The sequence below is a fragment of the Streptomyces sp. CLCI03 genome, from assembly GCF_053615355.1.
Genome location: NZ_CM132132.1, coordinates 7,213,619 through 7,239,934, shown reverse-complemented (window position 1 = coordinate 7,239,934; position 26,316 = coordinate 7,213,619). Strand labels below are relative to the sequence as shown.

Genomic DNA, 26,316 nt, shown 5'->3' with positions numbered 1-26,316 from the left:
TGCAAGGTAGCGGCCTGTTTCACGCAACTTCAAGCATCCACGGCTGGAGCGGCTGAGTTAGTGTCGCCGGGCGGGCCGACGGGTACCGCCGGGAAACGCCGTGGAACGTATGTCGCAGAACACCGAAGGGGGCGGCCGATGACCCGCAAGGAGCGCTGGCAGGCGCTGCTGGACCTGCTCGTGGAACGGGGCGAGCTGGAGGTGGAACCGGCGGCGGAGACCCTCGGCGTGTCCGCCGCGACCATCCGCCGCGACCTCGACCAGCTGGCCGAGCAGCAGTTGCTGGTCCGCACGCGCGGCGGGGCCGTGCTGCACGGGGTCTCGTACGAACTCCCCCTGCGCTACCGCACGTCGCGCCGGGCCGCCGAGAAGCAGCGGATCAGCGAGGCGGTGGCGGCCCTGATCACCCCGGGCGAGGTGATCGGCCTGACGGGCGGCACCACGACCACCGAGGTGGCGCGGGCCCTGGCCGGGCGACCGGACCTGGCCCAGGGCTCGCCCGCGCTCACGGTGGTGACCAACGCCCTCAACATCGCGGGCGAGCTGGTGATCCGACCGCAGTTCAAGATCGTGCTGACCGGCGGGGTGGCCCGCCCCCAGTCGTACGAGCTGACCGGCCCCCTCGCCGAGCAGGTACTGGGCCAACTCGCGGTGGACACGGCGGTGCTCGGCGTGGACGGCTTCGACCCGACGGACGGCGCGGCGACCCGCCACGAGGACGAGGCCTCGATCAACCGCCTGCTGTGCGAACGCGCCCGCCGGGTGGTCGTCGCGGCCGACTCCAGCAAGCTGGGCGTCCGCGCGTTCGCCCGGATCTGCGCGACCTCGTCGGTGGACGTGCTGGTGACGGACACCGGCCTGACGGCGGAGGTCGCCGAGGAGTTCGCGGCCGCGGGCGTGGAGGTGCTGCGAGTCTGAGGGGCGCGGCCGGAGCCTCCCGGGCCCGGCCGCCCTCCCGTCCCCCGCGGCCGTGCCCTACAACCGCCTGCTGCTGGCGACGAGCTCGCCCAGCGCGAAGCCGTCCACCCGTACCGACGTGGCCGCGCCGGCGCCCGGTACCGTGACGTCCGCCCGCCCGTCGGGGATGTCCACCGACGTGCGCGGCCGGCGGTCGAGGTACACGTCCACCCGGTCGACGTTGGCGGTCTTCAGGCTGAGGCGGAGCGAGCCGTCGGCGCGCGTGACGTCGGCGATGGTCAGCTCGCGCACGGGCTGGGACCGCAGGAGTTCGCCGGCCCGCGCCATCAGGTCCACATTGCCCTCCAGGAGGTCCCGGCGGGTCATCCGGTGGCGTTCGTCCGGGACGACCCCGAGGTCCTCCAGGGGCGTCCCGGCCCGCTCGCCGACCCGCAGGGATCTACGGATCGCCACGCGCATCCCCGCTCCGTTCGGCAGCGGGAGGTACGGCGAGGAGGCGACCGGGAAGTCCTCCATGAACCGGCCCTGCTCCCAGACGTTGGCGCCGCCCGCTCCGGTGTTGTCGTCGGTGCCGAGCACGGTGCCGATCGCGTGGTCCTGGAAGCCGGCCGCGAACATGTCGGTCGCGGAGTAGCAGCGGGCGTTGGTGATGAGGACGACCGGCCCGAAGTACTGCTGGCCGATCCGGTTCGCGAGGTCCTCCGGAGTGAGGGGCAGGGCGGCGGAGAAGGTGGCGCCGGTCTCGACGGACTGCTCCATGGAATTCACCCATGCCCGCAGGGTGGGGTTGCTGCGGCAGATGCGCAGGTTGAGGGGGGTGTTGATGAACTGGAACGGTTCCGGGGTGATCCGCTGGGGCGTCAGGGTCTGGAGGGTGAGCTCGGAGGCCCAGACCGAGCCGCCGCCGTTGCCGCGCACGTCGACGATCAGGCCGTTCTGCGGCAGCTCGCCGATCAGCCGGACGAACTCCTCGACGAAGGCACCGGCGTCGGGGACGTGGAACGTGTGGATGCGGATGTGCCCGAAGGTGCCCGAGGGGGTCTGGACGGTACGGGCCGTGAAGACCTCCGGCATCGTGCTCGCGGTCTCGCCCGCCGCGATGTCCGGGGACCTCCCCGCGTCCACGGCCAGTTGCTGCTCGATGACGTGGGGGACGAAGAGCATGACCTCGGCTCGGCTGACCTCCTCGGACTCGTGGTCCAGGCCCAGGACGAGCGAGGCCTCGCCCGCCGGGCCGGCCGCCGACGGGCGGTTCTCCACGATCTGCCAGTTCTCGCGCAGTTCGCGGGCGACGCCGTCGGTACCGATGTAGCTGACGGTCACCCATTCCTCGAACGGGGGCAGATGGGCCGAGAGGGAGCGCACCGTCAGCGACTCGACGCCCCGGCTGCGCCGCCGCGTTGCCTCCGGCGAACCGGGCGGCATTGAGCTCGACGGCCTGCTCGATGGGGACACCGTTCCAGTGGGTGACCTCGACGCCCGGCGCGAAGGTCGGTGCGGAGAAGCCCTGGACGACGCGGGTGATCAGGAAACGGGGCTCCGGTCCGTCGGTGCTCTCCTCGACCAGGAACGGGAGGAAGGCGATCTTCCCGGCGAACGGTGCGGGCAGCTGGTAGTTGGTGTGCAGGTCCCGGACCGAGTGGAACACCTTGGACAGCTCCGCGTGGAAGATCCACTCGGGCGGCATGGTGGCCGCCGTCTGCTGCTCCGGCTGCCGGCGGATGAGGCGCAGCCGCTGTACGGGGTTGACGGCGTGCATCGAGATCTTCAGGGGCAGGTGTACGTAGTTCTGCTCCAGCAGCACCAGCGCCTGGTCGACGAGGAGCATCCGCTGGTCGAGGGTGAGGGTGCCCGCACCCGTGAGGAAGGTTTCGAGCTGGGTGGCGGCGGCCAGGTGTTCACGCACCGGTTCGGCGGTCAGGCTGAGGTACTCCTTCCACCGACGGCCTCAGTGGGCCGGCAGCCGCTCCGATTCCCTGAGCAGAGCCGCCAGGACGGGGGCGATCAGCGGGTGGGTCTCGCCGCCTCGGCGGGTCGCCGCGAAGACGCGGCGGGTGGCGGCCGGGCCCGTGACCGGGCGGACCTGGACCTCCTTCAGGTCCATGCCGCGCAGGGCCGAGCGCGGTACGAGGGCCACTCCGGCCCCGGCGCCCACCAGCGCCGTCACGGCGCGGAAGTCGTCGGAGGAGTGCACGAACCGGGGCTGGAAGCCCGCCAGTTCGCAGGCGAGCAGCGTCACGTCGTGGCACGGGTTGCCGGGGTACTGGCCCACCCAGTCCGCGTCGGAGAGGTCCGCCAGCGACACCGCGGGGAGGTCGGCCAGCGGATGCCCCGAGGGCAGGACCGCGTCGAAGGGTTCCGCGTACAGCGGGAGGACGGAGAGTCGGGCGTCGTCGGCGCCCGGGCCGCCCCGGTACTCGACGGCCAGCGCGAGGTCGGCCTCGCCGTCCAGCAGCAGCGGCAGGCTCTGGTCGCCCTCGGCGTCCCGGACCCTCAGCCGGATGCCGGGCCGTTCCAGCGCGAGACGGGCGATGGCCGGAGCCAGTACCTCCGCGATGCCCGTCGCGAAGGCGGCGACGGTGACCTCGCCCGCCGAACCGCCCGCGTACGCCGCGAGTTCCGCCTCCGCCCGCTCCAGCTGCGCGAGCACCTCGTGGGCGTGGCCCAGCAGGATCTCACCGGCTGCGGTGAGCCGTACGCCACGCCCGCTGCGGGTGAGCAGCGCGTGGCCCGTCTCCTGTTCCAGCGCCGCGAGCTGCTGGGAGACGGCGGAGGGGGTGAGGTACAGGGCTGCGGCCGCGGCGGTCACCGTACGGTGGTCCGCCACGGCCCGCAGGATGCGCAGCCGGCGGGGGTCGATCACCCCACCATTGTCTCAGGGTGCGCAGGCCCCTCCGACCTCGTGTTCCCCTGCGACCTCGTGTTCCCCTGCGGCCTCGTGCTCCCGTCAGGCGCCGGCGGTCCCGAGGGCCGCACGGGCGTCGATGAAGGCGGCCACCGCGCGCTCGACGTCGGCCGTCGAGTGGGCCGCGGAGAGCTGGACGCGGATGCGCGCCGCGCCCATCGGCACCACCGGATAGGAGAAGCCGATCACGTACACGCCGCGCTCCAGGAGCAGCTCCGCCATCCTGGCCGCCTCGGCCGCGTCGCCGATCATGACGGGGGCGATGGCGTGGTCGCCGGGCAGCACCTCGAAGCCGGCCTCGGTCATCTTCGTGCGGAAGAGCGCGGTGTTGGCGGCGAGCTGTTCGCGCAGGTCACCGGCGGACTCCAGCAGGTCCAGGACCTTGAGGGAGGCGGCCGCGATGACCGGGGCGAGGGAGTTGGAGAAGAGGTACGGGCGCGAGCGCTGGCGCAGCAGTTCCACGATCTCGGCGCGGGCCGCGACATAACCGCCCGAGGCGCCGCCGAGGGCCTTGCCGAGGGTGCCGGTGATGATGTCGACGCGGTCCATGACGCCGTGCAGCTCGGGGGTGCCGCGGCCGCCGGGGCCGACGAAGCCGACGGCGTGCGAGTCGTCGACCATGACCATCGCGTCGTAGCGGTCGGCCAGGTCGCAGATCTCCGCGAGCGGGGCGACGTAGCCGTCCATGGAGAAGACGCCGTCGGTGACGATCAGCTTGCGGCGGGCGCCGCCCTCGGTGGCCTCCTTCAGGCGGGCCTCCAGCTCGACCAGGTCGCGGTTGGCGTAGCGGAAGCGGCGGGCCTTGGAGAGGCGGATGCCGTCGATGATCGAGGCGTGGTTGAGGGCGTCGGAGATGACCGCGTCCTCGGCGCCGAGGAGGGTCTCGAAGACGCCGCCGTTGGCGTCGAAGCAGGAGGAGTAGAGGATCGTGTCCTCCTGGCCGAGGAAGGCCGAGAGCCGTGCCTCCAGCTCCTTGTGCACCTCCTGGGTGCCGCAGATGAAGCGGACCGAGGCCATGCCGTAGCCCCAGCGGTCCAGCGCGTCCTTCGCGGCGGCGACGACCTCGGGGTGGTCGGCCAGCCCCAGGTAGTTGTTGGCGCAGAAGTTGAGCACCTCGCCGGCGGCGCCGCCCGAGGTGACGGCGACGGCCGCGTTCTGCGGGGTGCCGATCACGCGCTCGGGCTTGTGCAGGCCGGCGGCGCGGATCTCGTCGAGGGTGGAGCGCAGGTCCTCGCGGACGGTCTCGAACATGGTGCGGTTCTCCTTGTGCGGCGGAGGGCGACGAGGGAGGGGGGCCGGGCCCCGCGGAGGGGGGAGGGTGTGCGGGGCCCGGCCCGAGGGAGATGGTTCGATGGGTGGGACGGCAGGTACGGCGACCGGTACGGCGGCCGGTACGGCGAAGGCCGCGCCGACCGGCGTGGCGGTCGGTTACGCCGTCCAGTCCAGGATGATCTTGCCGCTGCGGGCGGTCGACGCCTCGTCGAAGGCGGCCTCGAAGTCACGGTGCGAGTAGCGGCCGGTGATGACCGGGCTGAGGTCGAGCCCGCCCTCCAGCAGCACGGTCATCGCGTACCAGGTCTCGAACATCTCACGACCGTAGATGCCCTTGATCGTGATCATCGAGGTGACCACCTTCGCCCAGTCCACCGGGAACTCCTGGGCGGGCAGGCCCAGCATGGCGATCCGGCCGCCGTGCGTCATGTTGTCGATCATGTCGCGCATGGCCTCGGCGCGCCCGGACATCTCCAGGCCGATGTCGAAGCCCTCGCGCAGGCCGAGCGTGGCCTGCGCCTCGGCGATCGAGGACTCGGCGACGTTGACGGCGAGCGTGGCGCCCGCCTTGCGGGCGATCTCCAGGCGCTCGGGGCTGACGTCGGTGATCACCACGTTGCGCGCGCCGGCGTGCCGGGCCACGGCCGCCGCCATGATGCCGATCGGGCCGGCGCCGGTGATCAGGACGTCCTCGCCGACCAGCGGGAAGGACAGCGCCGTGTGCACGGCGTTGCCGAAGGGGTCGAAGATCGCGGCGACGTCCAGGTCCACGGCGGTGCGGTGCACCCACACGTTCTGGGCGGGCAGGACCACGTACTCGGCGAAGGCGCCGTCGCGGCCGACCCCGAGGCCGATCGTGCTGCGGCACAGGTGGCGGCGGCCGGCCAGACAGTTGCGGCACTTGCCGCACACCAGGTGGCCCTCGCCGCTGACCAGCGCGCCGACCTCGATGTCCTGGACGTCCGCGCCGAGCGCCGCGACCTCGCCGACGAACTCGTGGCCGAGGACGAGGGGGGTCTTGACCGCGCCCTGCGCCCAGCCGTCCCAGGCACGGATGTGGAGGTCGGTTCCGCAGATACCGGTGCGCAGCACCTTGATCAGCACGTCGCCGGGGCCGTACTCGGGCTCGGGGACGTCCATGAGCCACAGGCCGGGTTCTGCCTTGTGCTTGACGAGTGCCTTCATGGGGTGGCTCCAGGCATGCGGAAGGGTACGCCGCGGGCGGATGGGCCCGAACGGCGGTGGTGACGTGCACCAATCTGCCGATCGGCGCGGTGATCAGTCCATCGAGACTTTCTTAAGCGGGTCGACAGCACAGCTTCACGCCTATGCTCCTCCCGTGACGGGGAAGGGGCTCGCGCCGGCGACGGCGTGGGGAAAAGGGGAGGTGAGGGGCGTGCCGAGTCTGCGCAGCAGAGCGCTGTCGGCGGCGCTGATCGCGGCGGGACGGCGAAGACGGTACGCGAGCGCGGAGGCCGTCCGGACCAGGGTGGCGGAGTCCGCCCGCAGGCCCGCCTCCCATCTGCCGCCGCGTTGGCTGGGTCGGGTCGCCGACATCTCGCGGACCTTCGTCGGAGCCTGGCCGGTGTACGACGTCTCCCCGCTCGGGACGGAGCCCGCGGCGCACGTGCTGTACGTGCACGGCGGCGGGTACATCCACGAGCTGGTCCGCCCGCACTGGGCGCTGATCCGGACCCTGGTCACGCAGGCGCGGGCGCGGGTCGTCGTACCGGCGTACATCCTCGCTCCGCGCGGCACGGCCGACCGGACCGTCCCGATCGCGGCCGACCTGCTGAGCGGTCTGATCGCGAGCGGCGGCCCCGCCGGGACGGTGCTGATCGGGGACTCGGCCGGGGCCGGGCTGGCGCTGGCGGCCGCGCAGCGGCTCCGCGACCGCACCGGGGACCAGCCGTCCCGGATCGTGCTGATCTCGCCCTGGCTGGACGTGACCATGAGCCATCCGGACCAGGCGGCCCTGGAGGCGGCCGATCCGCTGCTGGCCCGCCCGGGGCTGCTGGAGGCCGGTCGGTTGTACGCCGGGACCCTGGCCGCCGACGACCCCCGGGTGAGCCCGCTGCACGGCGGTTTCACCGGGCTGGCGCCGATGACGGTGTTCACCGGGACCCGGGACGTGCTGACCACGGACAGCCGGGAGCTGCTCCGCAGGGCCCGCGCGGAGGGGGCCGAGGTGGAGTTCCACGAAGCGGCGGGGCTGCCGCACGGGTACCCGCTGCTGCCCGTCCCGGAAGGGCGGGCGGCGCGCGAGCGGATCGTCGAGCTGATCAGGTCGACGGCGCAGCTCCGAGAGCACGGCGGGCACGGCGGATCGTGACGGCGGTTCGGTGACGGCCGCCCCCTACGCCGTGCAGGTCATCAGTGAGCTGATCGGCCAGGCACGGTACGCCGTCCAGTACGCCTCGTCGCGTACGGCGTCGGCGGGCGGGGTCCGGTTCGGCTGCCAGCCGACGGTGACGAAGCCCGCCTCGACGGCGGCCTCGGCGAGGTCGGCGTGGGCCCATTCACGGAATTCGAAGGGCACCGGGGGCTGGGTCAGGAAATGCGCCTTGAGCAGCGGCGCGTCGCCGTCCGGGACCCGGTCGAGGATGCGCACCCCGTACGGCGACCAGTCCACGCGCGGGAACGCCCCCGCGTTGGGGACGATGGCCAGCAGCCGCCCGCCCGCCCGCAGGTTGGCGCGGACGGACCGGAACATCGCGTGCAGGGATCTGCGGTCGGGCGCGTAGCTGAAGACGTAGGCGGCGGTCGCGAGGTCGAAGGGGCCGAGGTGGGGCAGGCCGGCGGCGTCGGCGACGTGGTACTCGACGTCCGGCCGGTCCTTGGTCGCCTCGTGCGCGCGGGCCTGTCGGATCATCTCCTCCGAGACGTCGACGCCGACGGTCCGCCGGGCCCCGCCTCGGGCCAGCAGCCGGGTGTTGTATCCGTATCCGCAGGCCAGGTCGAGGGCGTCGAGCCCGCGCACCCCGCCGAGGGCGTCGAGGGCTCCGTGCAGGGTGTAGGTGTCGGCCGCGGAGAAGGCCGCCGTGCTCGTGGACTCCGCGTAGCGCTCGCCGATGGTGTCGTACTGGAACCGCATGCTCTGCCTTCCGGGGGCCTGCCGGGGGTGGGACGCCTGGGTATCGTGCCCCGCGCCGTCCCGCGAGGGGTGGCCCGCACACCCGTGCGTCCCCCGGACGAGGGAAGCGGTCGGCCTATCGGCCGGGGCACGGCCGCGACCGGCCGGGATGCAGCGGCCGCCGCCGAGGGCGCATCCTGGCTGTGTGATGGCCAGAGCGGACAGCCTCGGCGCCGCGCCTGACACCGGCGATGCCCCCGATGCGACGACCCAGGTGCTCGTGCGGGCCGCCACGCGTGCACTGGAGGCCGTCGGCGGGTACGCGGCCGGGATCTACCTGCGCTCGCCCACGACCGGGCTGCTCCTGCTGGCCGTGTTCACGGGGCTGCCGCTGCAGCTGTTCCGGCCCTGGTGGCGGATGCAGGTGAACCGCCCCTACCCGGTCGCCGAGGCCTACCGTTCCGGGCAGGCCGTGCTCCTGCCCGACGCGGAGTCGGCGATGAGCCGCTTCCCGCAGCTGATGGCCGGGCTGCCGTTCACCTTCGCCTCGCTGTACGAGCCGGTGACCGCCGGGACGGAACGGTTCGGGGTGCTGGTGGTGCTGCGCGAGGCGACCCCGGGGATCCCGGTCGGGACCGCGGACCGCGAACGGCTGCGGCGGGCCGCGGAGCAGCTGGCCGCCGACCTCACCGCCCTCGCGGCGGCCGGGGGGCGGGTTCTGTGGGAGGGCGACCCGATGGGGGTACCGGCGCCACCGCCCGAGGCCGGGGCCGAGGGGGCCCGCAAGGCCGCGGACCGGCTCGCGCAGGCGGTCCTGTCCCTGGACCGGGAGGGCCGGATCGGCTACGTGAACACCGCGGCGGAGGCGCTGCTCGGCGTCGACGGGCCGCATCTGCGGGGGCGGCTGCTGTGGGAGGCACTGCCGTGGCTCGGGCATCCCGCCTACGAGGACCACTTCCGGGCCGGTTTCATGTCCGGCGAGCCGGTGCACTTCCCCGCCCGACGCGGCCGGCACCCGCCCGGGCAGTGGCTGTCGGTGGACCTGTATCCCGCGGCCGACGGGGTGACCCTGACCCTGGGCACCTCCGTGAAACCTGCCTACGCGCCCGCGTCACGGATCCGTCAGGACCCGGACACCGGCGCTCACACCCACGCCCACGCCCGCGCCGACACCGACGCCGACACCGACGTGGACATGGATGTGGACATGGATGTGGACGTGGACGGGTACGCGGACCTCGACGTGTCCGCCGACGAGGCCTCGGCCCTGTACCGGCCGGTGGCTCTCGCCATCGCGCTGACGGAGGCGGTCACGGCCCGGCAGGTGTCGGCGGTGGTGACCGAGGAGCTGCTGCCGGCCTTCGGCGGCCGCCAGCTGGCGATCTACCTGCTGGACGAGCGGCATCTGTACCTGGCCTGGGAGACCGGCTTCCCGCAGGGCTTCCTCAACCGGTTCGACGGGGTCTCCCTCGACGTCCGGCTGCCGGGCGTGGAGACGCTGACCACGGGCCGGCCGATGTTCTTCGAGTCGATGCAGCACCTGGCCGCCGCCTATCCGGGGATTCCGCTGGACGCCGATGTCGGCGCCCGCGCCTTCCTGCCGCTGATCGCCTCAGGGCGTCCCGTCGGCTCGTGCATCCTCGGCTTCGACTCGCCCCGCGGCTTCAGCCCGGAGGAGCGCACGGTGCTGACGGCGCTGGCCGGTCTGATCGCGCAGGCACTCGCGCGGGCCCGGCGCTACGACAGCGAGGTGGCGCTCGCCCGCGGTCTGCAGTCGGCCCTGCTGCCGCACCGGCTGCCGGTGCGCGAGCACGTGGACACCGTCGGCCGCTACCTCCCCGGCACCCAGGGCATGGAGGTCGGCGGCGACTGGTACGACGTCGTCGAGACGGGCGCGGGCCTGTTGGCCCTGGTCATCGGGGACGTCCAGGGCCACGGTGTGGCGGCCGCGGCGACCATGGGCCAGCTGCGCAGCGCGGTACGGGCCTTCGCCCTCAGCGGGAGCACCCCGGAGCAGGTGGTGAGCGGTACCAACCAGCTGCTCATCGACCTGGATCCGGGCCAGTTCGCGAGCTGCTGCTACATGCTGCTCGACCCGGCGTCCGGCTCCGTCATGGCGGCGCGGGCCGGGCACCCCCAGCCGTTGCTGCGCCACCCGGACGGCCGGACCGAGGTGCTGGACCTGGCGGGCGGGGTGGTGCTCGGCATCGATCCGGAGGCCTCGTACCCGGTCACGGAGCTGCGGCTGACGACGGGCTCGATCCTCGCCCTGTACACGGACGGGCTGGTGGAGAAGCCGGGGCTCGACATAGACGTCGGGGTGGAGCGGCTGCGGACGGCGCTGGAGGCGGCCCGGCCGTCCCCGTTGACCGAGACCGCCGACCGGCTGATCAGCGAGGCGGGCAACACCGCCGATCGGCCGGACGACATCGCCCTGTTGCTGGCCTCCCGTACCGGCGGGGATCCGTAGGAGGTCGGGCGGTTCAGTCCGGGCTCGCCAGGGTGAGCGCGCTGTTCACCAGGCCGACGTGGCTGAACGCCTGCGGGAAGTTGCCGAGTTGGCGTCCGGCCAGGGGGTCGTACTCCTCCGCGAGCAGGCCGACGTCGTTGCGTACGGCCAGCAGCCGCTCGAACAGGGCGCGGGCCTCCTCCCTGCGGCCCGTCATGTGCAGGGCGTCGGTCAGCCAGAACGAGCAGGCCAGGAAGGCTCCTTCGTCACCCGGCAGTCCGTCGACCGTGGAGCCGGCGGTGCTGTAGCGGCGGACCAGTCCGCTGCTGCCGAGCTCGGCGCGTACCGCGTCGACCGTGCCGATGACGCGGGGGTCGTCGGGCGGCAGGAATCCGACCCTGGGGATGAGCAGGGTCGCCGCGTCGAGCTCCTCGGAGCCGTAGTACTGGGTGAAGGTGCCGCGCACGGGGTCGTAGCCCCGGTCGCACACGTCGGCGTGCACCTCGTCGCGCATGGCCCGCCAGCGTTCCACCTCGCCGTCCAGGGAGGGGTCGCTCTCCAGGGTGCGGACGGCCCGGTCGGCCGCCACCCACGCCATCACCTTGGAGTGCACGAAGTGGCGGCGGGGGCCCCGGACCTCCCACAGGCCCTCGTCGGGCCGCCGCCAGTTGCGTTCGAGGAAGTCGAGCAGCGCGAGCTGGATCCGCCAGGCGTGCCGTTCGGCGGGCAGCCCGGCCGTTCGGGCGAGGTGGAGGGAGTCGATGACCTCGCCGTACACGTCCAACTGGAGCTGGTCGACGGCGGCGTTCCCGACCCGGACCGGGGCGGAGGAGGCGTAGCCGCGCAGCCAGGGCAGTTCGCTCTCGGGGATCCGTCGCTCGCCGGCGATGCCGTACATGATCTGGAGGTCGGCGGGGTCGCCGGCGACGGCGCGCAGCAGCCACTCGCGCCAGGCGCGGGCCTCGTCGAGGAAGCCGGTGGACAGCAGCGAGCCGAGGGTGAGGGTGGAGTCCCGGAGCCAGCAGTAGCGGTAGTCCCAGTTGCGGACGCCGCCGAGTTCCTCGGGAAGGGAGGTGGTGGCCGCGGCGGCGATGCCGCCGGTCGGTGCGTAGGTGAGGGCCTTGAGGGTGATCAGGGAGCGGGTGACCGCCTCCTGGTACGGGCCCTCGTAGCGGCATTGCGAGGTCCACTCCCGCCAGTCGGCGAGGCTCTGGTCGAGAGCGTCGAAGGGGTCGCAGGGCTCGGGGCGCGGCCGGTGCGAGGGGTGCCAGGTCAGGACGAAGGCGACGCGCCGGCCGGCGGTGACCGGGAACTGTGAGCAGGTGCTGTTCGCCTCGCCCCAGGTGCGGACCGGGGGTTCGCTGCGGAACCAGGCGGAGTCGGGTCCGGCGACCGCGACCCGATCGCCGTCGCTGCGGCGTACCCAGGGCACGACGTGGCCGTAGTCGAAGCGCAGGCGCAGGGTGCTGCGCATCCGGACCGTGCCGCTGATGCCCTCGACGATGCGGATGACGTCGGGGGCGATCTCGCGCTGGGGCATGAAGTCGGTGACCTTGACGGTCCCGGTCTCGGTCTCCCAGTACGACTCCAGGATCAGCGAGCCGTCGACGTAGGCGCGGCGGGTGCAGGGCTCGCCGACGGCGGCGTCGAGGGGCGCGATGCGCCAGTGGCCGTTCTCCTCCTCGCCGAGGAGCTTGGCGAAACAGGCCGCCGAGTCGAAGCGCGGCAGGCACAGCCAGTCGATGGACCCGTCGCGGCCGACCAGTGCGCTGGTCATCAGGTCGCCGATGAGTGCGTAGTCTTCGATGGGTTGTGTCATTTGTGCGCTATTCCCCTGAATGTCCGGGGCCAATCAGCTCAGGCCCCGGACACCTCTCATGGCATCAGGAGATCGTGACGAACTGGCCGATGCTCGGTACGCCCTGGGCGTCAAGGGCGAAGAGCATGTAGGTGCCCGGCAGGACCACACCGGTGTCGGCGGGCACGGACACGTGGTACGCGCCCCCTCCCGCGGCGGTGGACACCACGGGTACCCGGCGTTGGTCGTTGTCGGTGGAGTGGGTCGCGGCGGCGGCCCGCATGAGGACGAAGGACGCCACCGGGCCCTGGGTGCTCACCGTGAGCGAGGCGCCGGGAGCGGCCCTGGGGGGTACGCCGGCGGTGATGGCGGGGCGCGGCTTCGGGGTTCCGTCCGCGTTGAGCAGGTACGGCGGGGTGAAGATCGCCCCGTCGGGGTGGTTGGTCGCGCAGTCGCCGCACAGACCGCCGCCGCCGGAGAAGATCCGTCCGTCGGGCAGCAGGTTGGCCACGCTGTGGTAGTTGCGCGGCACGGCCATGGTGGCGAGCGGGGTGAAGGTGCCGGTGGCCGGGTCCCACAGCTCGGGGGTCAGGACGGAGGTGGCGTCGCTGAACGGCACCGGATGGGCCTGACCGCCGAAGACGGCCACCTTGCCGTCGGGCAGGACCACGCTGTTGCTGAAGGCGCGGGCGTGCTCCATGTCTCCCGTGCGGGCGGCCTGGACCTGGTTGCCCGAGATGCCCACGGTGTAGGCGCGCCGGGTGGCGGGGCTGTCCTGGTAGGCGGGTGAGCCGCCCAGGGTGAGCAGTTTGCCGACGTCGTAGGCGACGGCGTTGCCGGTCATGGCGTCCGCACTGTCGGCCCGGGTGCCGGCGGGGGTGATGCCGCCCTGCCCGCTGGTGGAGATCCAGTTCATCTGCTTGCTCGGGCCCAGTTGCAGTACCTTGCCGCCCGAAGTGGCGTGCAGCCACATGTGGTTGTCGGCGCGGTAGGGTCCGGCCGGGTCGGCCGTCAGTGCCGGGGCGGCGGGCACTCCGGGGAGGGTGCGCCAGGTGCGGGTGTCCGGGGACCAGACCTCACCGGCCTTGTCGGTGCCCGTGGATCCGCTCCAGGAGCCGCCGAGGACGAACGCCTCGCCGGTGGAGAGCAGGGTCATGGCCTGGTAGCCGCGGGCGATGTTCATGCTCGTGGTGGCGGACCAGGCGTCGGTGGCGGGGTCGTAGATGCTCGCCTTCTCCGCGTTGCTGCCGCCGGTGACCAGGACCCGGCCGTCGGCGAGCATGGCGATGCCGGGACAGAACATGTCGTGTCCGGTGTTGTCGATGCGCCGCTGGGTGATCTTGCCCGTCTTCAGGTCCAGGATCGCGGTCTGCGTGTAGCCGTTGCTGCCGCCGAAGCGGTCGACGGCGTACGCGGACCAGGCCAGCAGCTTGTCGCCGGGCAGGGCCGCGGTGGCCACCGGGACGAGCGGGAAGCCGGTGATGCGGCCCCAGGAACCGTGGACGGCCGGGCTGGACGGTCCGCTCAGGCGGATCTCGCCGGCGGAGGTCCACGGTCCACGGCCGCCGGCCTCACCGGTCGCGGTCAGCCGGACGAAGCGGGCGGACGCGGCGCGGGTGAAGGTGGCGGTCTTGACGGTGTCGTCGTCGCGCCAGGTGCCCGTGGCCACCGGTGCGGCGAAGGTGACGCCGTCGGTGCTGGTGGCGATGGAGTACGCGCCGACGCGCCCGTTGGAACCGTTGGAGCGGGGATGGTAGACGAGGGCGGAGACCAGTTCCGTGCGGTGCATGTCGATGGTGATGCTGTGCGGCAGCGGGGTGGGGGTGGGAGCCCACTTGCTGTGCCAGAGCGTGTCGTCCTTGCCGTCCAGGACGTTGGCCGCGCGGCCGTTCTCGCTGCCGGTCTCCTCGTCGCTCGCCGTGGCCGTCCATCCGGCGCGGGAGAGGTCGATGGTGGCCGCCGGGGTGCCGGGGTCGCCCAGCAGGTCGATCTCGGCGGCGGAGGACCAGGGTCCGCGGCCGCCCGCCTCGCTGAGCGCGGTCAGCCGGACGAACCGGGCGCCCTGGGGGGCGAATCCGAGGGTCTTGGTGCTCGCGTCGTCCGCGAGCGTGCCGGTGGCGACGGGGGTCCCCCAGCCCAGTCCGTCGGCACTGAGGCTGATGCTGTACTCGCCGACGCGCCCGTTGGGCCCGTTGGTGCGGGGACGGTAGACGAGGGCGGAGACGACCTCGGTGCGGTGCATGTCGACGGTGATGACGTGGGGCAGCGGGGTGGGGGTGGGAGCCCACTTGCTGTGCCAGAGGGTGGCGGTGTTCCCGTCGAGGACGTTGGCCGCGCGGCCGTTCTCGGCGCCGGTCTCCTCGTCGCTCGCCGTGGCGGTCCATCCGGCCCGGTCGAGGACCGGGGCCGTCGGCTCCATCGCGTTCGCGGGGACGATGCCGTGGTGCGGCGACTGTTTCGCCGTCTGCTGGTCGAAGGGCACGGGCGCCGGACGGGGTGCCGGGGCGCGACCGGCCGCTGCCGTACTCGTGACCACGAACAACGGGGTCAGACCGATCAGCAGCGAGCCGAGGCCGAGGGCGATGAGCAGGTGGGAACGGCGTATCGCGCGGTGAAGGGCGAGGAAGCGCCTGTTCTGCAATCTGACCTCCTGGGGCGAACCGATGTGCCCCGTAGAACATAGGTGAGCACAGCAGCAACTCGCCTGAGATCAAAGAGAGTTGGCGCAAAACTGTCTGACCGGGCGAAATGCGTCGATGCCGGGCGGGCCACTGCGGCCCACGCGGCGTCGACGATCGCGGCGGTCTGGCGACCCCTCAGTCGCGTACGAGGAGCATCGCGACGGCGAGGACCACGCCGAGGGCGACGGCGAGGGCGCCGTGGGCGAGGCGGTGGCCGCGCAGGACGGGCAGGAAGCGGTCGACGGCGTAGCGGCCGGGGCCGGTGAGGGCGAGGGCCGCTGCGCCGGCCGTCAGCAGCAGCTCGTACTCGATGCCCTTCGGGGCGAAGAAGGAGCCGGCGCCGTGGACGGCGATCGCGTTGATGAGGGTGCCGACGATCGCGGCTCCGGCGAGCGGGGTGAGCAGTCCGAGGGCGAGGCCGAGCCCGCCGAGGGTCTCCGTGAGGCCGGCGAGGACCGCCATGGCGTCACCCGCAGGGTAGCCACTGGCGGTGAAGAACTGACCGGTGCCGCTGATGCCGCCGCCCCCGAACCAGCCGAAGAGCTTCTGCGCGCCGTGCGCCGCCATGGTCAGACCGAGGACCAGGCGCAGTAGGAGCAGGCCGGTGTCGTGGCCGGGGGTGGAGAGGGCGGCGAGTGCGGGACGTACGGCCGGTGCGGCGGCCTGCGGCTTCGTCGAGGTGACGGAGGGGCTGGTCATCGGGGGGGGTCCTTCCGGTCGGGCGGCCCGGTGGGGAGGCAGGAGGAGTTGTTCAAATTCGAACCGCTGGACCCTGACCCTAACCATTGATTCAAATTGGAACAACCTGTGTAGTCTGGAGCCATGGCTGAACCGAGATGGCTGGACGACCGCGAGATGCGCGCCTGGAGCGGCTTCCTCGCCGCGTCGGCCCTGGTGAACCGCCGCCTCGACCAACAGCTCAAGGACGAGGCGGGCCTCTCCCACCCCCAGTACGAGATCCTGGTACGGCTCGCCGCCGCGCCCGGGCGCGAACTGCGGATGACCGAGCTCGCCAACGGCTTGATCAACTCCAAGAGCGGGCTGACCTACCAGGTCACCCAGATGGAGAAGGCCGGTCTGGTCCGCCGCCGCAGCTGTCCCTCCGACGTGCGCGGCGTCTTCGCCGTCCTCACGGACGCCGGCAGCGCCAAGCTGGAGGAGGCGGCCCCCGGGCACGTGGCGACGGTCCGGGAGATCCTCGTCGACGTCCTCACCACCGAGCAGCTCGACGCGCTCGCCGACGGGCTGGGCGAGGTCGGTCGCCGGCTGCGCGGAGAGGCCACCGGAACGACTGCGACCGCCTCCGAGGTATCGCGGCCCGATATCGGGGTATAGGGCCGCCATGGACGGAAAGGTCTGGCTCGCCCTGGGCACACTCCTCGCGGTGGGGGTCGCGATCCTCGCCGCCGTGCTGCTCACACGAGTCTTCGCGGCCCGGCGGCTGCTGGTCGACGCGGGGATCCCGCTGCAGGACAAGGCTCTGTTCTGGGTCGCGGTCGTCTACACCATCTCGCCGGTGGACCTGATCCCCGATCCGGTGTACCTGGACGACATCGGGATCCTGCTGGTGGCACTGCGCGCGCTGCACGCGGCGGCCGGAGCCGCCCGCTCCTCGAAGGAGCCCGGCGCCCCCGCCTGAGCCGGCCCGGTCCGTCCCTCTCGGGGATCAGACGTGCTGGTCGAAGAGGACCGGATTCCCGTCCGGGTCGACGACGAGGAAGCTGCCCGGACCGGAGCCCGACCCGTCCACCTCCGTCAGGAACTCCACGCCCCGCGCCTTCAGCCGCCGCTGCGTCTCGCGGATGTCGGTGAACGAGTCGAGGGCGCTCGCGTTGCTGTCCCAGCCCGGATTGAAGGTCAGCATGTTCTTCTCGAACATGCCCACGAACAGCCCGATCACGACGTCGCCGTTCTTGAGGATCAGCCGGCCCTGCTCGGGATTCCCGCCGAAGGCGGCGAATCCGAGCTTCTCGTAGAACGCGCGGGAGGCGTCGAGGTCGCGCACGGTCAGACTCACGGAGAAGGCGCCGAGATCCATGCGCCCCAGCCTTCCCGCCCCACGGCGGGGCCGCAACCCGCGACGTCCGCCGCGGAGGGTCAGCGGACGCCGCGGGGTCGGAACTGGATGCTGATGCGGGGACCGACGGCCCGCGTCGACTTGGGTACGGCGTGCTCCATGCTCCGCTGGCAGGAGCCCCCCATGACGACGAGGTCGCCGTGACCCAGGGGCAGCCGCAGCAGGGTGGGCCCGCCACCCCGGGGCCGGAACGCGAGATCGCGCGGGTCGCCGACCGAGACGATGGCCACCATCGTGTCCTCGACCGAGGACCGGCCGGTCCGGTCCCCGTGCCAGGCGACGCTGTCGCGGCCGTCGCGGTACAGGCACAGGCCGGCGGTGGTGAAGGGCTCGCCGAGCTCGTCGGCGTAGTGACGGGTGAGCACCTCACGGGCGTCGGTGAGCGAGGGGTGGGGCAGGGCCCGGTCCGCGGCGTAGAAGGCGAGCAGCCGGGGCACCTCCACCTCCCGCTCGTACATCTGCCGCCGCTCGGCCTGCCAGGGCACGTCGGCGGCCAGCCGCTCGTAGAGCGCGTCGGCGCCGCCGAGCCAGCCGGGCAGGTGGTCGACCCAGGCGCCGGCGCCGAGCTCGGTGCGCCGCATCCCGTCGAGCGGGCCGAGCCGGATCTCGTCGCCCTGGTCGAAGAGGGAGCCCTGAAGGCCCTGGACTGCGTGCATGCCCCCAGCCTAACCCTGAAACCGAACAGATGCGCGAATATGCGAGCGGTGTGCCCCCGCCCTGACCCCGGCGGGCTGGTCCGCCGAGGAGTCGCCCGGCCTCGTCACGGCGGGACTGGAGGGCTACGAGGCCCACGAGTTCCGGTACTAGGTGGTCGCGGCGGTCGTGCGCGGCCGGCAGAGCAGCGTGACGGCCAGCGAGAGCCCGGCGGCGACGGCGATCGCAGGCCCCGGGGTGAGGCACTGGGCCAGGCCTCCGGCGAGCGCGGCGCCGATGCCCTGCCAGGTCATCCGGCCGGCCGACTCGACTCCTTGGACCTGGCCGCGGACGGCGTCCGGGGTCTGTTCGAGGAGCTGCTCCTGGAGGGGCAGGGTGGCCGCGAACCCGACGCCGGCGAGGCCCACCGCGACGGCCGCGACCAGGATCGGCGGGTGGACGGCGAACAGCAGGAAGGGGGCGGCGAGCAGCAGCCGCAGTGCGAAGGCGAGCCGGCGGCGGCGTTCGGCGTCGAGCAGGCGGCCGACGATCAGGTCCCCGAGGAGCATGCCCGCCGACGCGGCGGCGAGGAGGGTGCCCGCCCCGCCCGGGTCGTAGGAGAGGAACAGCGCCTCGCAGCCGACGATCAGGCCGTTCGGGACCCACAGGTTCAGCAGCAGCATCCGCCGGCCGGGGTGGGCGAACAGCTCGGCGTTCGTCGTCCAGGTCCGGCGCAGGCCGGGTCGGCCGGTGAGCCGGATCGAGTGCTCCCGGACGGTGGCGGCCACCACCGCCGTCCCGAGGGCGGTCAGGGCCGCGGCGACGGCGAAGAGTCCGTACGGGCTCAGGTACCGCAGCAGCACGGCGCCGACGGCGTAGCCGATGATCACCGTACCGCCGGCGGTGACGTTCATCAGCGAACGGGCGGGCGCGTACGCGGAGCCGGGGACGACCTCGGCGAGCAGCCCCAGCCGGGTGCCGGTGCCCAGGGACTGGAAGAAGCCCAGCGTCAGCAGCAGCGCGAACCGGGCCGCGAGCGGAAGCCCCGGGACGGACTGGGCGGCGATGCCCGCCAGCGAGACGAGTTGGAGCAGGAGGAGCGTCCGGCGGGGCCGCTTCCCGTCCGCCACCGACATCAGCGTCAGCGCGCCGAGCACCGTCGCGAAGGTGGCACCGTACATGCTCACGGCCGTCAGGAACGGGGAACCGGTCCGGTGGTTGACGAGGGTGCCGAGCGCGAAGCCGGACAAAGTGCTTGCGGTGACGGTGAGGGTGAAGCTGAGGTAGAGGCCGCCGAACTCCCGGTCGCGGAGCAGGGAGCGGTAGCCGATGGTGGCGGTGGTCGGGGGTGCGCCGGGTCCGACGGAAGGGTGTGAAGGGTGTGAAGGCATGAAAAAAGCCTCCGGACACCTGCACGGGGGCACGCGAACCGAAGGCCGACGGGTTCATTCTAGCAGGCGTACCAGCCCAGTTGACGGACACGTCGGGTCCCGCGAGCCGCACCGAAAGCGTATTACCGCAGCGTAGGCGTGTGATCAGGGACTCACGGTCTTGGCCGCAGGCGCTGCGCACGGTAGCGTCACGGCGACATTTCCACATAGCGACGACGGCGAGACGGAAGTCCGGTGTGAATCCGGCATGGTCGCGCCACTGTGTGCTGCGGCGGCATCTCCACGATGGCGACGCGGCGAGTCAGACCCGAGGACCGTCGTCCTGCACCACCGTATGGGACGCGTTGTTCCCCGAGGAGGTTCCATCATGGCCGAGGCAATCGCTTCCGCTGCCATATCCACCCCCGCCGCCGGCTCCCTGTCGGCTCCGCTGCCTGTGCGCGCGGTGCTGCCCTGGGCACTCTTCGTCGGTCTCCTGATGCTCGTCGCCCTGTACTTCGTCGGCGCCGAACAGGGCGCCACGGCCGTGTTCGCCGGTGAAGGCGTGCACGAGTGGGTGCACGACGGTCGTCATCTGCTCGGCTTCCCCTGCCACTGAGAGGCCACGCACATGTACGCCTCCACTGTCAGAGGACTACTGGTCCGCGGCATGCTCGCGGGCCTGATCGCCGGGCTGTTCGCCTTCGCGGTCGCCTACGTGGTCGGTGAACCGCCGGTACGGGGTTCGATCGCCGTGGAAGAGGCCCAGGCCGCCAAGGACGCCGCGGGTGCCCCGAGCGCGCACGCCGGGCACGGTGGTGACGCCGCGTCGGGCGAGGCCGCGGAGGAGGAGGAAGAGTTGGTCAGCCGACCGGTTCAGTCGACCTTCGGCCTGGCGACCGGTGTTCTGGTCTACGGGGTCGCGCTCGGCGGCATCGCCTCGCTCGCGTTCTCGTTCGCCCTCGGCCGCGTCGGCGGGTTCAGCCCGCGGGCCACGGCCGCTCTCACCGGGGCGGGCGCGTTCGCCCTGGTCTACCTGGTGCCGTTCCTCAAGTACCCGGCGACCCCGCCGGCGGTCGGCAACCCGGACACGATCGGGCAGCGCACCACGCTGTTCTTCCTGATGATCCTGCTGAGCGTGCTGCTCGGTGTCGGCGCGATCATCCTCGGGCGGCGGCTGGCACCGCGCCTGGGCAACTGGAACGCGACGCTGGCCGCGGCGGGCGGCTTCATCGTCGCCACCGCCCTGGCGTTCGCCGTCCTGCCGGACAACAGCGACGCCGTCCAGCCCGGTTTCCCCGCGGCCCTGCTGTGGGAGTTCCGGGTCGCCTCGCTGGCCGTCCAACTCGTCCTGTGGGCGGTGTTCGCCATCGTCTTCGGAGTCCTCGCCCAGCGGCTCCTGGCCGCGCGCGCCGAGGGCACGGAAGCGACGGCTCCGGCTCAGCAGGAGGCTCCCGCGCTCGGCTGACGCCGACCGTGGCGCCGATGCCCGGGCCCCGCCGACCCCCTCCGGGGACGGCGGGGCCCGGGCACATGCGCGTCCGGGCGCCCGGGCGCCCGCCACGTGCGTCGGCCGCCCTACGATGGGCACATGAGCGCAGGCAGACAACTCGCAGGTGCACACGGTGCGCAACCGGCGGGGGCCACGCCGGACGCGCCGGACGCGCCGGACGCGTCAGGCACCCGGGTCACACCCGAGCGGGGCGACCGGCTGGAGGCCGCCGCGTCCGTGCTGGCCCTGCTGGCCGATCGCACCCGCCTGGCGCTCATGGAACGCCTCGGCCGGGGCGAGGCCGATGTCACCACCCTCACCGAAGCCTGCGGGGCCGCCCGACCGTCCGTCAGCCAGCACCTCGCCAAGCTCCGCCTGGCGGGGCTGGTCACCACCCGCAAGGACGGCCGCCGGGTCGTCTACGCGCTGGGGCACGGTCATCTGCGGCGGCTGGTGGACGAGGCTCTGAACGTCGCCGACCACCAGCTCGGTTCCCTCCCGCCGCACGACTGACCGGCGCGCCGGCCGGAGCCGCCGGCCGGACGGCCGGGTGCCGGGAGCTGTCCCGCGACGATCGCGGCGAGCGCGAGCCCGAAGCCCACGCATTGGACCGGGCCGAGTGTCTGGCCGAGCAGGACGGCCCCGAGCAGCGCGGCGACCAACGGTGAGAGCAGCCCGAGCAGCGCGGCAGAGGTGACGGGGAGCAGGCCGATGCCCTGGAACCACAGGACGAAGGTGGCCAGTCCGCAGACCAGGGAGAGCCACAGGTAGCCGAGGGCCGCGGCCTGGCCGATCGCGGGCGGCGGGCCTTCGGCGAGGAAGGTGACGGGGAGCAGGAACAGGCCCCCGGCCGTGAGCTGCCACCCGGCGAAGGCGGTGGGGCCCATGCCGGCGGGACGCCCCCAGCGTTTGGTGAGCGTCACCCCCAGCGCCAGGGTGGCCGCGGCGGCCAGGCCCGCCGCGAGGCCCACCCCGTCGAGCGCCGCCGCCGGGCCGATCACCACCAGGCCGATGCCCACGACGCCGATCACGCCCCAGGTCAGGCGCCGGGCGGAGAGGCTCTCGCCGAGGACGGTCACGGCCAGCAGGGTGACCATCAGCGGCATGGCCGCCGTCAGCGTGGCGGCCACGCCTCCGGGCAGGCGTTCGGCCGCGATGAAGAGCAGCGGGAACAACAGGCCGATGTTCAGCGTGCCGAGCACCGCGACCCTCCCCCACCAGGCTCCCCGGGGCGGTGTCCGGGTGAACGCCAGGGCGATCAGGCCGGCGGGTAATGCCCGGAGCAGGCCCGCGAAGAGCGGGTGTCCGGGCGGCAGCAGCTCGGTGGTGACGATGTAGACCGTGCCCCAGGTCAAGGGGGCGAGCGCGGTCAGGAGGGTGCGCGGCAGGTTCCCACGGGCCGCCCGTGCGGCTGGACTTGTCATGACTCGGAGTCTCATCGGGCCCGATCGATGAGTCCAACACATGTTTGTCAGCTCATTGATCGTGATCCACGATGGATCGATGGAGCTCCAGCAGATGCGCTACGTCCTCGCCGTCGCCGAGACGAACAGCTTCACCCGGGCCGCCGAACGGTGCCTGGTCGTGCAGTCCGCCCTGAGCCACCAGATCGCGCGCCTGGAGCGGGAACTCGGCGCACGGCTCTTCGAGCGCACCAGCCGCCGGGTGCGGCTGACACCGGCCGGTGAGGCGTTCCTCCCGGCCGCCCGCCAATGTCTGGAGGCCGCCGCGCGGGCGGCCGCCGAGGTCGCGGCGGCCGTCGGGGAGGTACGCGGTCGGCTCGCCGTCGGGCTGATCCCGACCGTCGCCGCGGTCGACATCCCGGAGGCGCTGCGCGACTTCCGCGGACGGTACCCGCACGTGCGCGTCAGCCTCCGGGTGGGTGCGAGCGAGGATCTGGTCGAGCAGGTCCGGGAAGGGGTCCTCGACGTGGCCTTCCTCGGGTTGCCGACCACCGCCCACCCCCAGGGTGTCGGCGTCCGCGAACTGGCCCGGGACCGGCTCGTCGCCGTGGTCGCGCCGGACCATCCGCTCGCGGGCGAAGCGACGGTCGACCTACGCGGGCTCTCCCGCGAGGTGTTCGTGGACCTGCCGACGGGAACGGCCGGACGGATCCAGTCCGACCTGGCGTTCTCGGCCGCCGGTCTCACCCGTGACGTCGCCTTCGAGGTGACGAGCGCCGACTACATCGCCCGACTCGTGGGACCGGGCCTCGCCGTGGCCATGCTCCCCTCCGCCTACGCGCCCCGGCTCGCCGGTGTGGTGACCGTCGAGGTGACCGACGCGCCGGCCCGCGTCGAGTACGTCGTCTGGAGCCGCACCGGCCGCACCCCCGCGGCGACGGCCTTCCTCGCCGCCCTCGACGGCCACGTCCGCACCTAGGGCGTGTCCGGACCGGACGGCGCAGAACAGGTGCACAGGTACGCACATGTTGATTACGCTGGAGTGGACGTGCCGCCATCGATCCGCCGACCGGGACGGGGACCGTGCTGTCCGTACTGCGCAACAGCGCCTACCGCCGCCTGTTCACCGCCCAGGTCGTCGCCCTGGTCGGGACCGGCCTCGCCACCGTCGCGCTGAGCCTGCTCGCGTACCGGCTCGCGGGCGAGGACGCCTCGGCGGTCCTCGGCACCGCCTTCGCGATCAAGATGATCGCCTACGTCACCATCGCCCCGGTGATCGGCGCGATCGCCGACCGGGTCCCGCGACGCGTCCTGATGACGGCCATGGACCTGATCCGCGCCGGTGCCGCGGCGGCCCTTCCGTTCGTCACCGAGATCTGGCAGATCCACGTCCTGATCTTTCTGCTCCAGGCGGCGTCGGCGGCGTTCACCCCCACCTTCCAGGCCACCCTCCCCGAGATCCTGCCGGCCGAACGCGACTACACCCGGGCCCTGTCGATGAGTCGGCTCGCCTACGACCTGGAGAGCCTCTTCAGTCCGGTCCTGGCCACGGCACTGCTCACCCTGGTCTCGTACGACTGGCTGTTCGCCGGCACGACCGTCGGATTCCTCGCCTCCGCCGCGCTCATCGTCGCCACGGCCCTGCCCGGACCCGCCCCGATCGAGCGCACCGGCGGTGTCCGCGCCGAGGCCCTCTTCGGCATCCGCCTCTTCGGGGCCACGCCCCGGCTGCGGGCCCTGCTCGCGCTCGACCTCGCGGTCGCCGCCGCCGGAGCCGTCGTCCTCGTCGACACCGTCTCCCTGGTACGCGGCCACCTCGACCGCCCGGCCGGCGCGGTCCCGCTCGCCCTCGGGGCGTACGGCGCCGGCTCCATGGTGACCGCGCTGCTCCTGCCCCGCCTCCTGCGACGCTCCACCGACCGTGCCGTGATGCTCCGCGCCGCCTTCGCCCTCCCGCCGGCCCTGGCGGCCGGGGCCGCGCTCACCGCGACCGAACCGCGCGCGTGGTCCTGGCCCGCGCTCCTGGCCGTCTGGGCCACGATCGGCGCCGCCTGCTCGGCCGTCCTGACTCCGGGGGGCCGGGTGATCCGCCGCTCCACCGCCGGCGCGGACCTACCCGCCGCGTTCGCCGCCCGCTTCTCCCTCTCCCACGGCTGCTGGCTGCTCACCTACCCGCTGGCCGGCTGGCTCGCCGCGGGGGCGGGGCTGCCCCTCACCGTCCTGGTCCTGGCCGCCGTCTGCCTGTGCGCCACCACGGCCGCGGCGGCGCTCTGGCCCGCCCGGGACCCGGACCGGCTGGACCACGTACATCCGGACCTGCCACCCGGTCACCCGCACCTCGCCGATGCCCGCCCCGCCACGGGCGGTTGGCGACACGGGCACCACTACGTCATCGACCGGCACCACCACCGCTGGCCCACGAGAACGCCTGGCCGCCGGCGTCCCGCGCGGCGCCCTTCCGCATGAGCCCCACCGCCCGGTGTGCACGGGGGTGGTGGGGACCCTCGGAGCAAAGATGACGGAAGGTGCCCCGACAGGATACGAAGACCCTCGTGAGTGAAAACACCCAGGCGGCGACCGTCCGCGTGTTCATAGCGCTGGCCCCGCCCGACGAGGCGAAGGAAGAGCTGGAGAAGCGGCTGGAGCCGACCTACGCCGCGTACCCGCGCATGCGCTGGAACCGTATCGAGGACTGGCACATCACCCTGGCCTTCCTCGGCGAGCTCCCGGTCACCGCCGTCGACCTCCTGCGACCGCCGCTCGCCCGGCTCGCCGGGGCCCGGCGGCCGCTGCGGCTCGCGCTGCGCGGCGGCGGGCACTTCGACGAGCGGGTCCTGTGGACGGGGATCGACGGGGACCTCGACGGACTGCACCTCCTCGCCGCCGACGTGCGCGCCGCGGTCACCGACTGCGGCATCCCCTTCCACGGCCGGCCGCTGCGCCCGCATCTGACGCTGGCACGCTCCCGCCGCCACGACACCACCAGCGCGGTGGAGGCCGCCGACGGGCTCGACGGCTTCATCGGCCGCCCGTGGGAGACCCGTCGCCTCCACCTCGTCGGAAGCAACACCGGCCGCGGTCCCGGCCCCATCCACTACCGCGACATCCGGTCCTGGCCCTTCGAGGGCGACGGCTGACGCCGGCGCCCCTTCACGCCACGGCCTCCTCCCCGGGTGCCGCCCGGCCGCGTCTCGTGGCGACGGACGGACCGCCCCCGGGCCCGTCGGTGGTCCGCCCGAGCCGAACACCCGCCGAAAGACCGGACGGAGTGGCATGAGGATGCTGACCAACTTGCCCTGGTTCGGCTCGACCGCCTGACCCGACCTTCTGCTGTTGGAGGCGAAGAACTACATGACAAGTGGGAACCATGCCCGACCCAGTGACTTCGAGTAACCCGCTCCAGAAGGGAGATGTCGGATGAGGAGTGGCGTCCGTTTCCTGATCGGCTCGCTGGTGGCCGTCCTCCCGCTGGCGGTGTCCTGCACCGTGCAGACGGACGAGGACAGGGCGCGGCAGGTCGTCGGGTCCTGGAAGTCGCCGGCCCTGGGCACGATCCAGTTCCTCAAGGACGGTGCGCTCGGAGAGGTGAGCCTGCCTCCCAGCGTGTGTCACAAGGGGGCGTGGTCGGCCGACACGAAGTTCACCGGCACCTGGCGACCCTGGCACCTGGACTCCGTCGGGCCGGCTACGGAGGTCACGTTGACGGCCGTCGCCGGTGGCCCGACGTGCGACCTGTTCTTCCTGTACTCCACGGATCAAGGTCAGGCACAGCTGGACCTGGCCTATGCCCCGGAGGGTAGCGAGCCCTTCGTCCGGCAGTAGACCAGCAGACCGGTCATCGCGGAGGACCTGAGCCTCCGCACGCGGTAGGTCCTCGGGGTTCCGCTGTGGCGGGCCTACGTCCGCCTCGCGCGTGGGTGGTGGCGCACCGCGCATGGATGGACGGTCAACCTGTGGGGCAGGGATTCCGCCTGTCGCCGGCAGCTCCGCCCGAGCCCTGTGCCACGCCCGGGACCCCCGTCTGTCTGTCACTGCGGGGCGGGCTCCCCTACCGTCTCAGTGAGCGGCGCTCAGTCGGCATGGTGCCTGACCGGGCGTCACCGAAGTCGGCAAGGGGTCGGCCAGAGGTCGGCATCAGTACCGCCGAAACGCGTGCAGGCACCGAGGACCGCCACGATCGATAGCCGAGAACATCCAGTCCGACCTGCAGAAACACTGCTCAGAGAGTCACCCGTTGACCTCGCC

Annotated in this window: 24 protein-coding genes; 12 read left to right on the top strand and 12 right to left on the bottom strand. The window is 72.8% G+C overall.

Translation table 11 applies throughout. The annotated features are described in order from the left end of the window. Positions 1-138: 138 nt before the first annotated feature. Positions 139-918, top strand: coding sequence for a DeoR/GlpR family DNA-binding transcription regulator (locus ACWG52_RS33295; RefSeq protein ID WP_386017212.1), 780 nt, complete (start codon positions 139-141; stop codon positions 916-918). Positions 919-975: 57 nt separating this feature from the next. On the opposite strand, the gene ACWG52_RS33290 is transcribed toward ACWG52_RS33295, so the two are convergent. The 4 genes from ACWG52_RS33290 to tdh all read right to left on the bottom strand — a co-directional run bounded on the left by ACWG52_RS33290 (position 976) and on the right by tdh (position 6,280). Continuing rightward, a complete protein-coding gene (locus ACWG52_RS33290; RefSeq protein WP_453126757.1) occupies positions 976-2,283 on the bottom strand; it encodes a S41 family peptidase in 1,308 nt (435 codons plus the stop codon). 583 nt (positions 2,284-2,866) lie between these two features. Next, positions 2,867-3,781: a LysR family transcriptional regulator gene (locus tag ACWG52_RS33285; protein WP_389807039.1), complete on the bottom strand. Its 915-nt coding sequence runs from the start codon at positions 3,779-3,781 to the stop codon at positions 2,867-2,869. Positions 3,782-3,865: 84 nt separating this feature from the next. Beyond that, a complete protein-coding gene (locus tag ACWG52_RS33280) occupies positions 3,866-5,074 on the bottom strand; it encodes a glycine C-acetyltransferase (protein WP_375943412.1) in 1,209 nt (402 codons plus the stop codon). Between the two features lie 177 nt (positions 5,075-5,251). Continuing rightward, positions 5,252-6,280, bottom strand: coding sequence for an L-threonine 3-dehydrogenase (gene tdh, locus ACWG52_RS33275; protein WP_389807040.1), 1,029 nt, complete (start codon positions 6,278-6,280; stop codon positions 5,252-5,254). Between the two features lie 211 nt (positions 6,281-6,491). On the opposite strand from tdh, the gene ACWG52_RS33270 reads away from it, so the two are divergent. Then, a complete protein-coding gene (locus ACWG52_RS33270; protein ID WP_389807041.1) occupies positions 6,492-7,427 on the top strand; it encodes an alpha/beta hydrolase fold domain-containing protein in 936 nt (311 codons plus the stop codon). A gap of 24 nt (positions 7,428-7,451) precedes the next feature. Here ACWG52_RS33270 and ACWG52_RS33265 read toward each other — a convergent pair whose 3' ends face one another. Beyond that, on the bottom strand, positions 7,452-8,189 hold the full coding sequence (locus tag ACWG52_RS33265) for a class I SAM-dependent methyltransferase (RefSeq protein ID WP_389807042.1): 738 nt from the start codon (positions 8,187-8,189) through the stop codon (positions 7,452-7,454). Positions 8,190-8,376: 187 nt separating this feature from the next. Here ACWG52_RS33265 and ACWG52_RS33260 point away from each other — a divergent pair, with 187 nt between their 5' ends. Continuing rightward, positions 8,377-10,638 (top strand): SpoIIE family protein phosphatase, encoded by a 2,262-nt coding sequence (locus tag ACWG52_RS33260; protein WP_453129093.1) that lies wholly within the window; start codon positions 8,377-8,379, stop codon positions 10,636-10,638. A 13-nt stretch (positions 10,639-10,651) separates the two neighbouring features. On the opposite strand, the gene ACWG52_RS33255 is transcribed toward ACWG52_RS33260, so the two are convergent. The 3 genes from ACWG52_RS33255 to ACWG52_RS33245 all read right to left on the bottom strand — a co-directional run bounded on the left by ACWG52_RS33255 (position 10,652) and on the right by ACWG52_RS33245 (position 15,795). Then, entirely contained in the window at positions 10,652-12,436 is a 1,785-nt protein-coding gene (locus tag ACWG52_RS33255) for a glycoside hydrolase family 15 protein (RefSeq protein ID WP_390136209.1), read from the bottom strand. 64 nt (positions 12,437-12,500) lie between these two features. Beyond that, positions 12,501-15,056, bottom strand: a complete 2,556-nt coding sequence (locus ACWG52_RS33250) for a discoidin domain-containing protein (RefSeq protein WP_453126753.1) — start codon at positions 15,054-15,056, stop codon at positions 12,501-12,503. Between the two features lie 175 nt (positions 15,057-15,231). After that, the gene (locus ACWG52_RS33245) at positions 15,232-15,795 is read right to left on the bottom strand and encodes a DoxX family membrane protein (protein ID WP_389807045.1); all 564 of its coding nucleotides are present in this window, start codon (positions 15,793-15,795) and stop codon (positions 15,232-15,234) included. Between the two features lie 123 nt (positions 15,796-15,918). Here ACWG52_RS33245 and ACWG52_RS33240 point away from each other — a divergent pair, with 123 nt between their 5' ends. Both ACWG52_RS33240 and ACWG52_RS33235 read left to right on the top strand, forming a co-directional pair. After that, positions 15,919-16,431, top strand: a complete 513-nt coding sequence (locus ACWG52_RS33240; RefSeq protein WP_390136204.1) for a MarR family winged helix-turn-helix transcriptional regulator — start codon at positions 15,919-15,921, stop codon at positions 16,429-16,431. A 7-nt stretch (positions 16,432-16,438) separates the two neighbouring features. Next, entirely contained in the window at positions 16,439-16,735 is a 297-nt protein-coding gene (locus tag ACWG52_RS33235; protein WP_389807047.1) for a DUF1232 domain-containing protein, read from the top strand. Positions 16,736-16,762: 27 nt separating this feature from the next. On the opposite strand, the gene ACWG52_RS33230 is transcribed toward ACWG52_RS33235, so the two are convergent. From ACWG52_RS33230 to ACWG52_RS33220, 3 genes are all read right to left on the bottom strand, one after another. Further along, a complete protein-coding gene (locus tag ACWG52_RS33230; RefSeq protein ID WP_390136202.1) occupies positions 16,763-17,134 on the bottom strand; it encodes a VOC family protein in 372 nt (123 codons plus the stop codon). 59 nt (positions 17,135-17,193) lie between these two features. Beyond that, entirely contained in the window at positions 17,194-17,829 is a 636-nt protein-coding gene (locus tag ACWG52_RS33225) for an alpha-ketoglutarate-dependent dioxygenase AlkB (protein ID WP_389807049.1), read from the bottom strand. Between the two features lie 147 nt (positions 17,830-17,976). Beyond that, positions 17,977-19,197, bottom strand: coding sequence for an MFS transporter (locus ACWG52_RS33220; protein ID WP_453126749.1), 1,221 nt, complete (start codon positions 19,195-19,197; stop codon positions 17,977-17,979). Between the two features lie 367 nt (positions 19,198-19,564). Between ACWG52_RS33220 and ACWG52_RS33215 the strand changes: the two genes are divergently transcribed. The 3 genes from ACWG52_RS33215 to ACWG52_RS33205 all read left to right on the top strand — a co-directional run bounded on the left by ACWG52_RS33215 (position 19,565) and on the right by ACWG52_RS33205 (position 21,181). Next, positions 19,565-19,795: a CbtB domain-containing protein gene (locus tag ACWG52_RS33215; RefSeq protein WP_030730185.1), complete on the top strand. Its 231-nt coding sequence runs from the start codon at positions 19,565-19,567 to the stop codon at positions 19,793-19,795. Between the two features lie 12 nt (positions 19,796-19,807). Next, positions 19,808-20,644 carry a CbtA family protein gene (locus tag ACWG52_RS33210; protein ID WP_078908903.1) on the top strand — a complete coding sequence of 279 codons (837 nt, stop codon included), beginning with the start codon at positions 19,808-19,810 and terminating at the stop codon, positions 20,642-20,644. 123 nt (positions 20,645-20,767) lie between these two features. Beyond that, on the top strand, positions 20,768-21,181 hold the full coding sequence (locus ACWG52_RS33205; RefSeq protein WP_453126746.1) for an ArsR/SmtB family transcription factor: 414 nt from the start codon (positions 20,768-20,770) through the stop codon (positions 21,179-21,181). On the opposite strand, the gene ACWG52_RS33200 is transcribed toward ACWG52_RS33205, so the two are convergent. Further along, the gene (locus tag ACWG52_RS33200) at positions 21,106-22,092 is read right to left on the bottom strand and encodes an EamA family transporter (RefSeq protein ID WP_389807052.1); all 987 of its coding nucleotides are present in this window, start codon (positions 22,090-22,092) and stop codon (positions 21,106-21,108) included. The genes ACWG52_RS33205 and ACWG52_RS33200 overlap by 76 nt on opposite strands. 79 nt (positions 22,093-22,171) lie before the next feature. Here ACWG52_RS33200 and ACWG52_RS33195 point away from each other — a divergent pair, with 79 nt between their 5' ends. The 4 genes from ACWG52_RS33195 (at position 22,172) to ACWG52_RS33180 (ending at position 25,893) form a co-directional block, all read left to right on the top strand. After that, positions 22,172-23,050 (top strand): LysR family transcriptional regulator, encoded by an 879-nt coding sequence (locus ACWG52_RS33195; RefSeq protein WP_389807053.1) that lies wholly within the window; start codon positions 22,172-22,174, stop codon positions 23,048-23,050. Between the two features lie 104 nt (positions 23,051-23,154). Further along, complete coding sequence (locus ACWG52_RS33190; protein ID WP_390136190.1) at positions 23,155-24,537, top strand: MFS transporter; 1,383 nt, start codon at positions 23,155-23,157, stop codon at positions 24,535-24,537. An 86-nt stretch (positions 24,538-24,623) separates the two neighbouring features. Then, positions 24,624-25,208, top strand: a complete 585-nt coding sequence (thpR, locus tag ACWG52_RS33185) for an RNA 2',3'-cyclic phosphodiesterase (RefSeq protein WP_389807055.1) — start codon at positions 24,624-24,626, stop codon at positions 25,206-25,208. A 280-nt stretch (positions 25,209-25,488) separates the two neighbouring features. Next, the gene (locus ACWG52_RS33180) at positions 25,489-25,893 is read left to right on the top strand and encodes a hypothetical protein (protein WP_389807056.1); all 405 of its coding nucleotides are present in this window, start codon (positions 25,489-25,491) and stop codon (positions 25,891-25,893) included. The last annotated feature ends 423 nt before the right edge of the window (positions 25,894-26,316 follow it).

What these genes read in the sequence shown, in the direction of transcription:
- ACWG52_RS33280 (WP_375943412.1), bottom strand. Translation starts at nt 5,074, where the DNA reads ATGTTCGAGACCGTCCGCGAGGACCTGCGCTCCACCCTCGACGAGATC.
- ACWG52_RS33295 (WP_386017212.1), top strand. Translation starts at nt 139, where the DNA reads ATGACCCGCAAGGAGCGCTGGCAGGCGCTGCTGGACCTGCTCGTGGAA.
- ACWG52_RS33195 (WP_389807053.1), top strand. Translation starts at nt 22,172, where the DNA reads ATGGAGCTCCAGCAGATGCGCTACGTCCTCGCCGTCGCCGAGACGAAC.
- ACWG52_RS33230 (WP_390136202.1), bottom strand. Translation starts at nt 17,134, where the DNA reads ATGGATCTCGGCGCCTTCTCCGTGAGTCTGACCGTGCGCGACCTCGAC.
- ACWG52_RS33245 (WP_389807045.1), bottom strand. Translation starts at nt 15,795, where the DNA reads ATGACCAGCCCCTCCGTCACCTCGACGAAGCCGCAGGCCGCCGCACCG.
- ACWG52_RS33235 (WP_389807047.1), top strand. Translation starts at nt 16,439, where the DNA reads ATGGACGGAAAGGTCTGGCTCGCCCTGGGCACACTCCTCGCGGTGGGG.
- ACWG52_RS33205 (WP_453126746.1), top strand. Translation starts at nt 20,768, where the DNA reads ATGAGCGCAGGCAGACAACTCGCAGGTGCACACGGTGCGCAACCGGCG.
- ACWG52_RS33220 (WP_453126749.1), bottom strand. Translation starts at nt 19,197, where the DNA reads ATGCCTTCACACCCTTCACACCCTTCCGTCGGACCCGGCGCACCCCCG.
- ACWG52_RS33210 (WP_078908903.1), top strand. Translation starts at nt 19,808, where the DNA reads ATGTACGCCTCCACTGTCAGAGGACTACTGGTCCGCGGCATGCTCGCG.
- ACWG52_RS33225 (WP_389807049.1), bottom strand. Translation starts at nt 17,829, where the DNA reads ATGCACGCAGTCCAGGGCCTTCAGGGCTCCCTCTTCGACCAGGGCGAC.
- ACWG52_RS33215 (WP_030730185.1), top strand. Translation starts at nt 19,565, where the DNA reads ATGGCCGAGGCAATCGCTTCCGCTGCCATATCCACCCCCGCCGCCGGC.
- ACWG52_RS33240 (WP_390136204.1), top strand. Translation starts at nt 15,919, where the DNA reads ATGGCTGAACCGAGATGGCTGGACGACCGCGAGATGCGCGCCTGGAGC.
- ACWG52_RS33180 (WP_389807056.1), top strand. Translation starts at nt 25,489, where the DNA reads ATGAGGAGTGGCGTCCGTTTCCTGATCGGCTCGCTGGTGGCCGTCCTC.
- ACWG52_RS33260 (WP_453129093.1), top strand. Translation starts at nt 8,377, where the DNA reads ATGGCCAGAGCGGACAGCCTCGGCGCCGCGCCTGACACCGGCGATGCC.
- ACWG52_RS33255 (WP_390136209.1), bottom strand. Translation starts at nt 12,436, where the DNA reads ATGACACAACCCATCGAAGACTACGCACTCATCGGCGACCTGATGACC.
- ACWG52_RS33200 (WP_389807052.1), bottom strand. Translation starts at nt 22,092, where the DNA reads ATGACAAGTCCAGCCGCACGGGCGGCCCGTGGGAACCTGCCGCGCACC.
- tdh (WP_389807040.1), bottom strand. Translation starts at nt 6,280, where the DNA reads ATGAAGGCACTCGTCAAGCACAAGGCAGAACCCGGCCTGTGGCTCATG.
- ACWG52_RS33265 (WP_389807042.1), bottom strand. Translation starts at nt 8,189, where the DNA reads ATGCGGTTCCAGTACGACACCATCGGCGAGCGCTACGCGGAGTCCACG.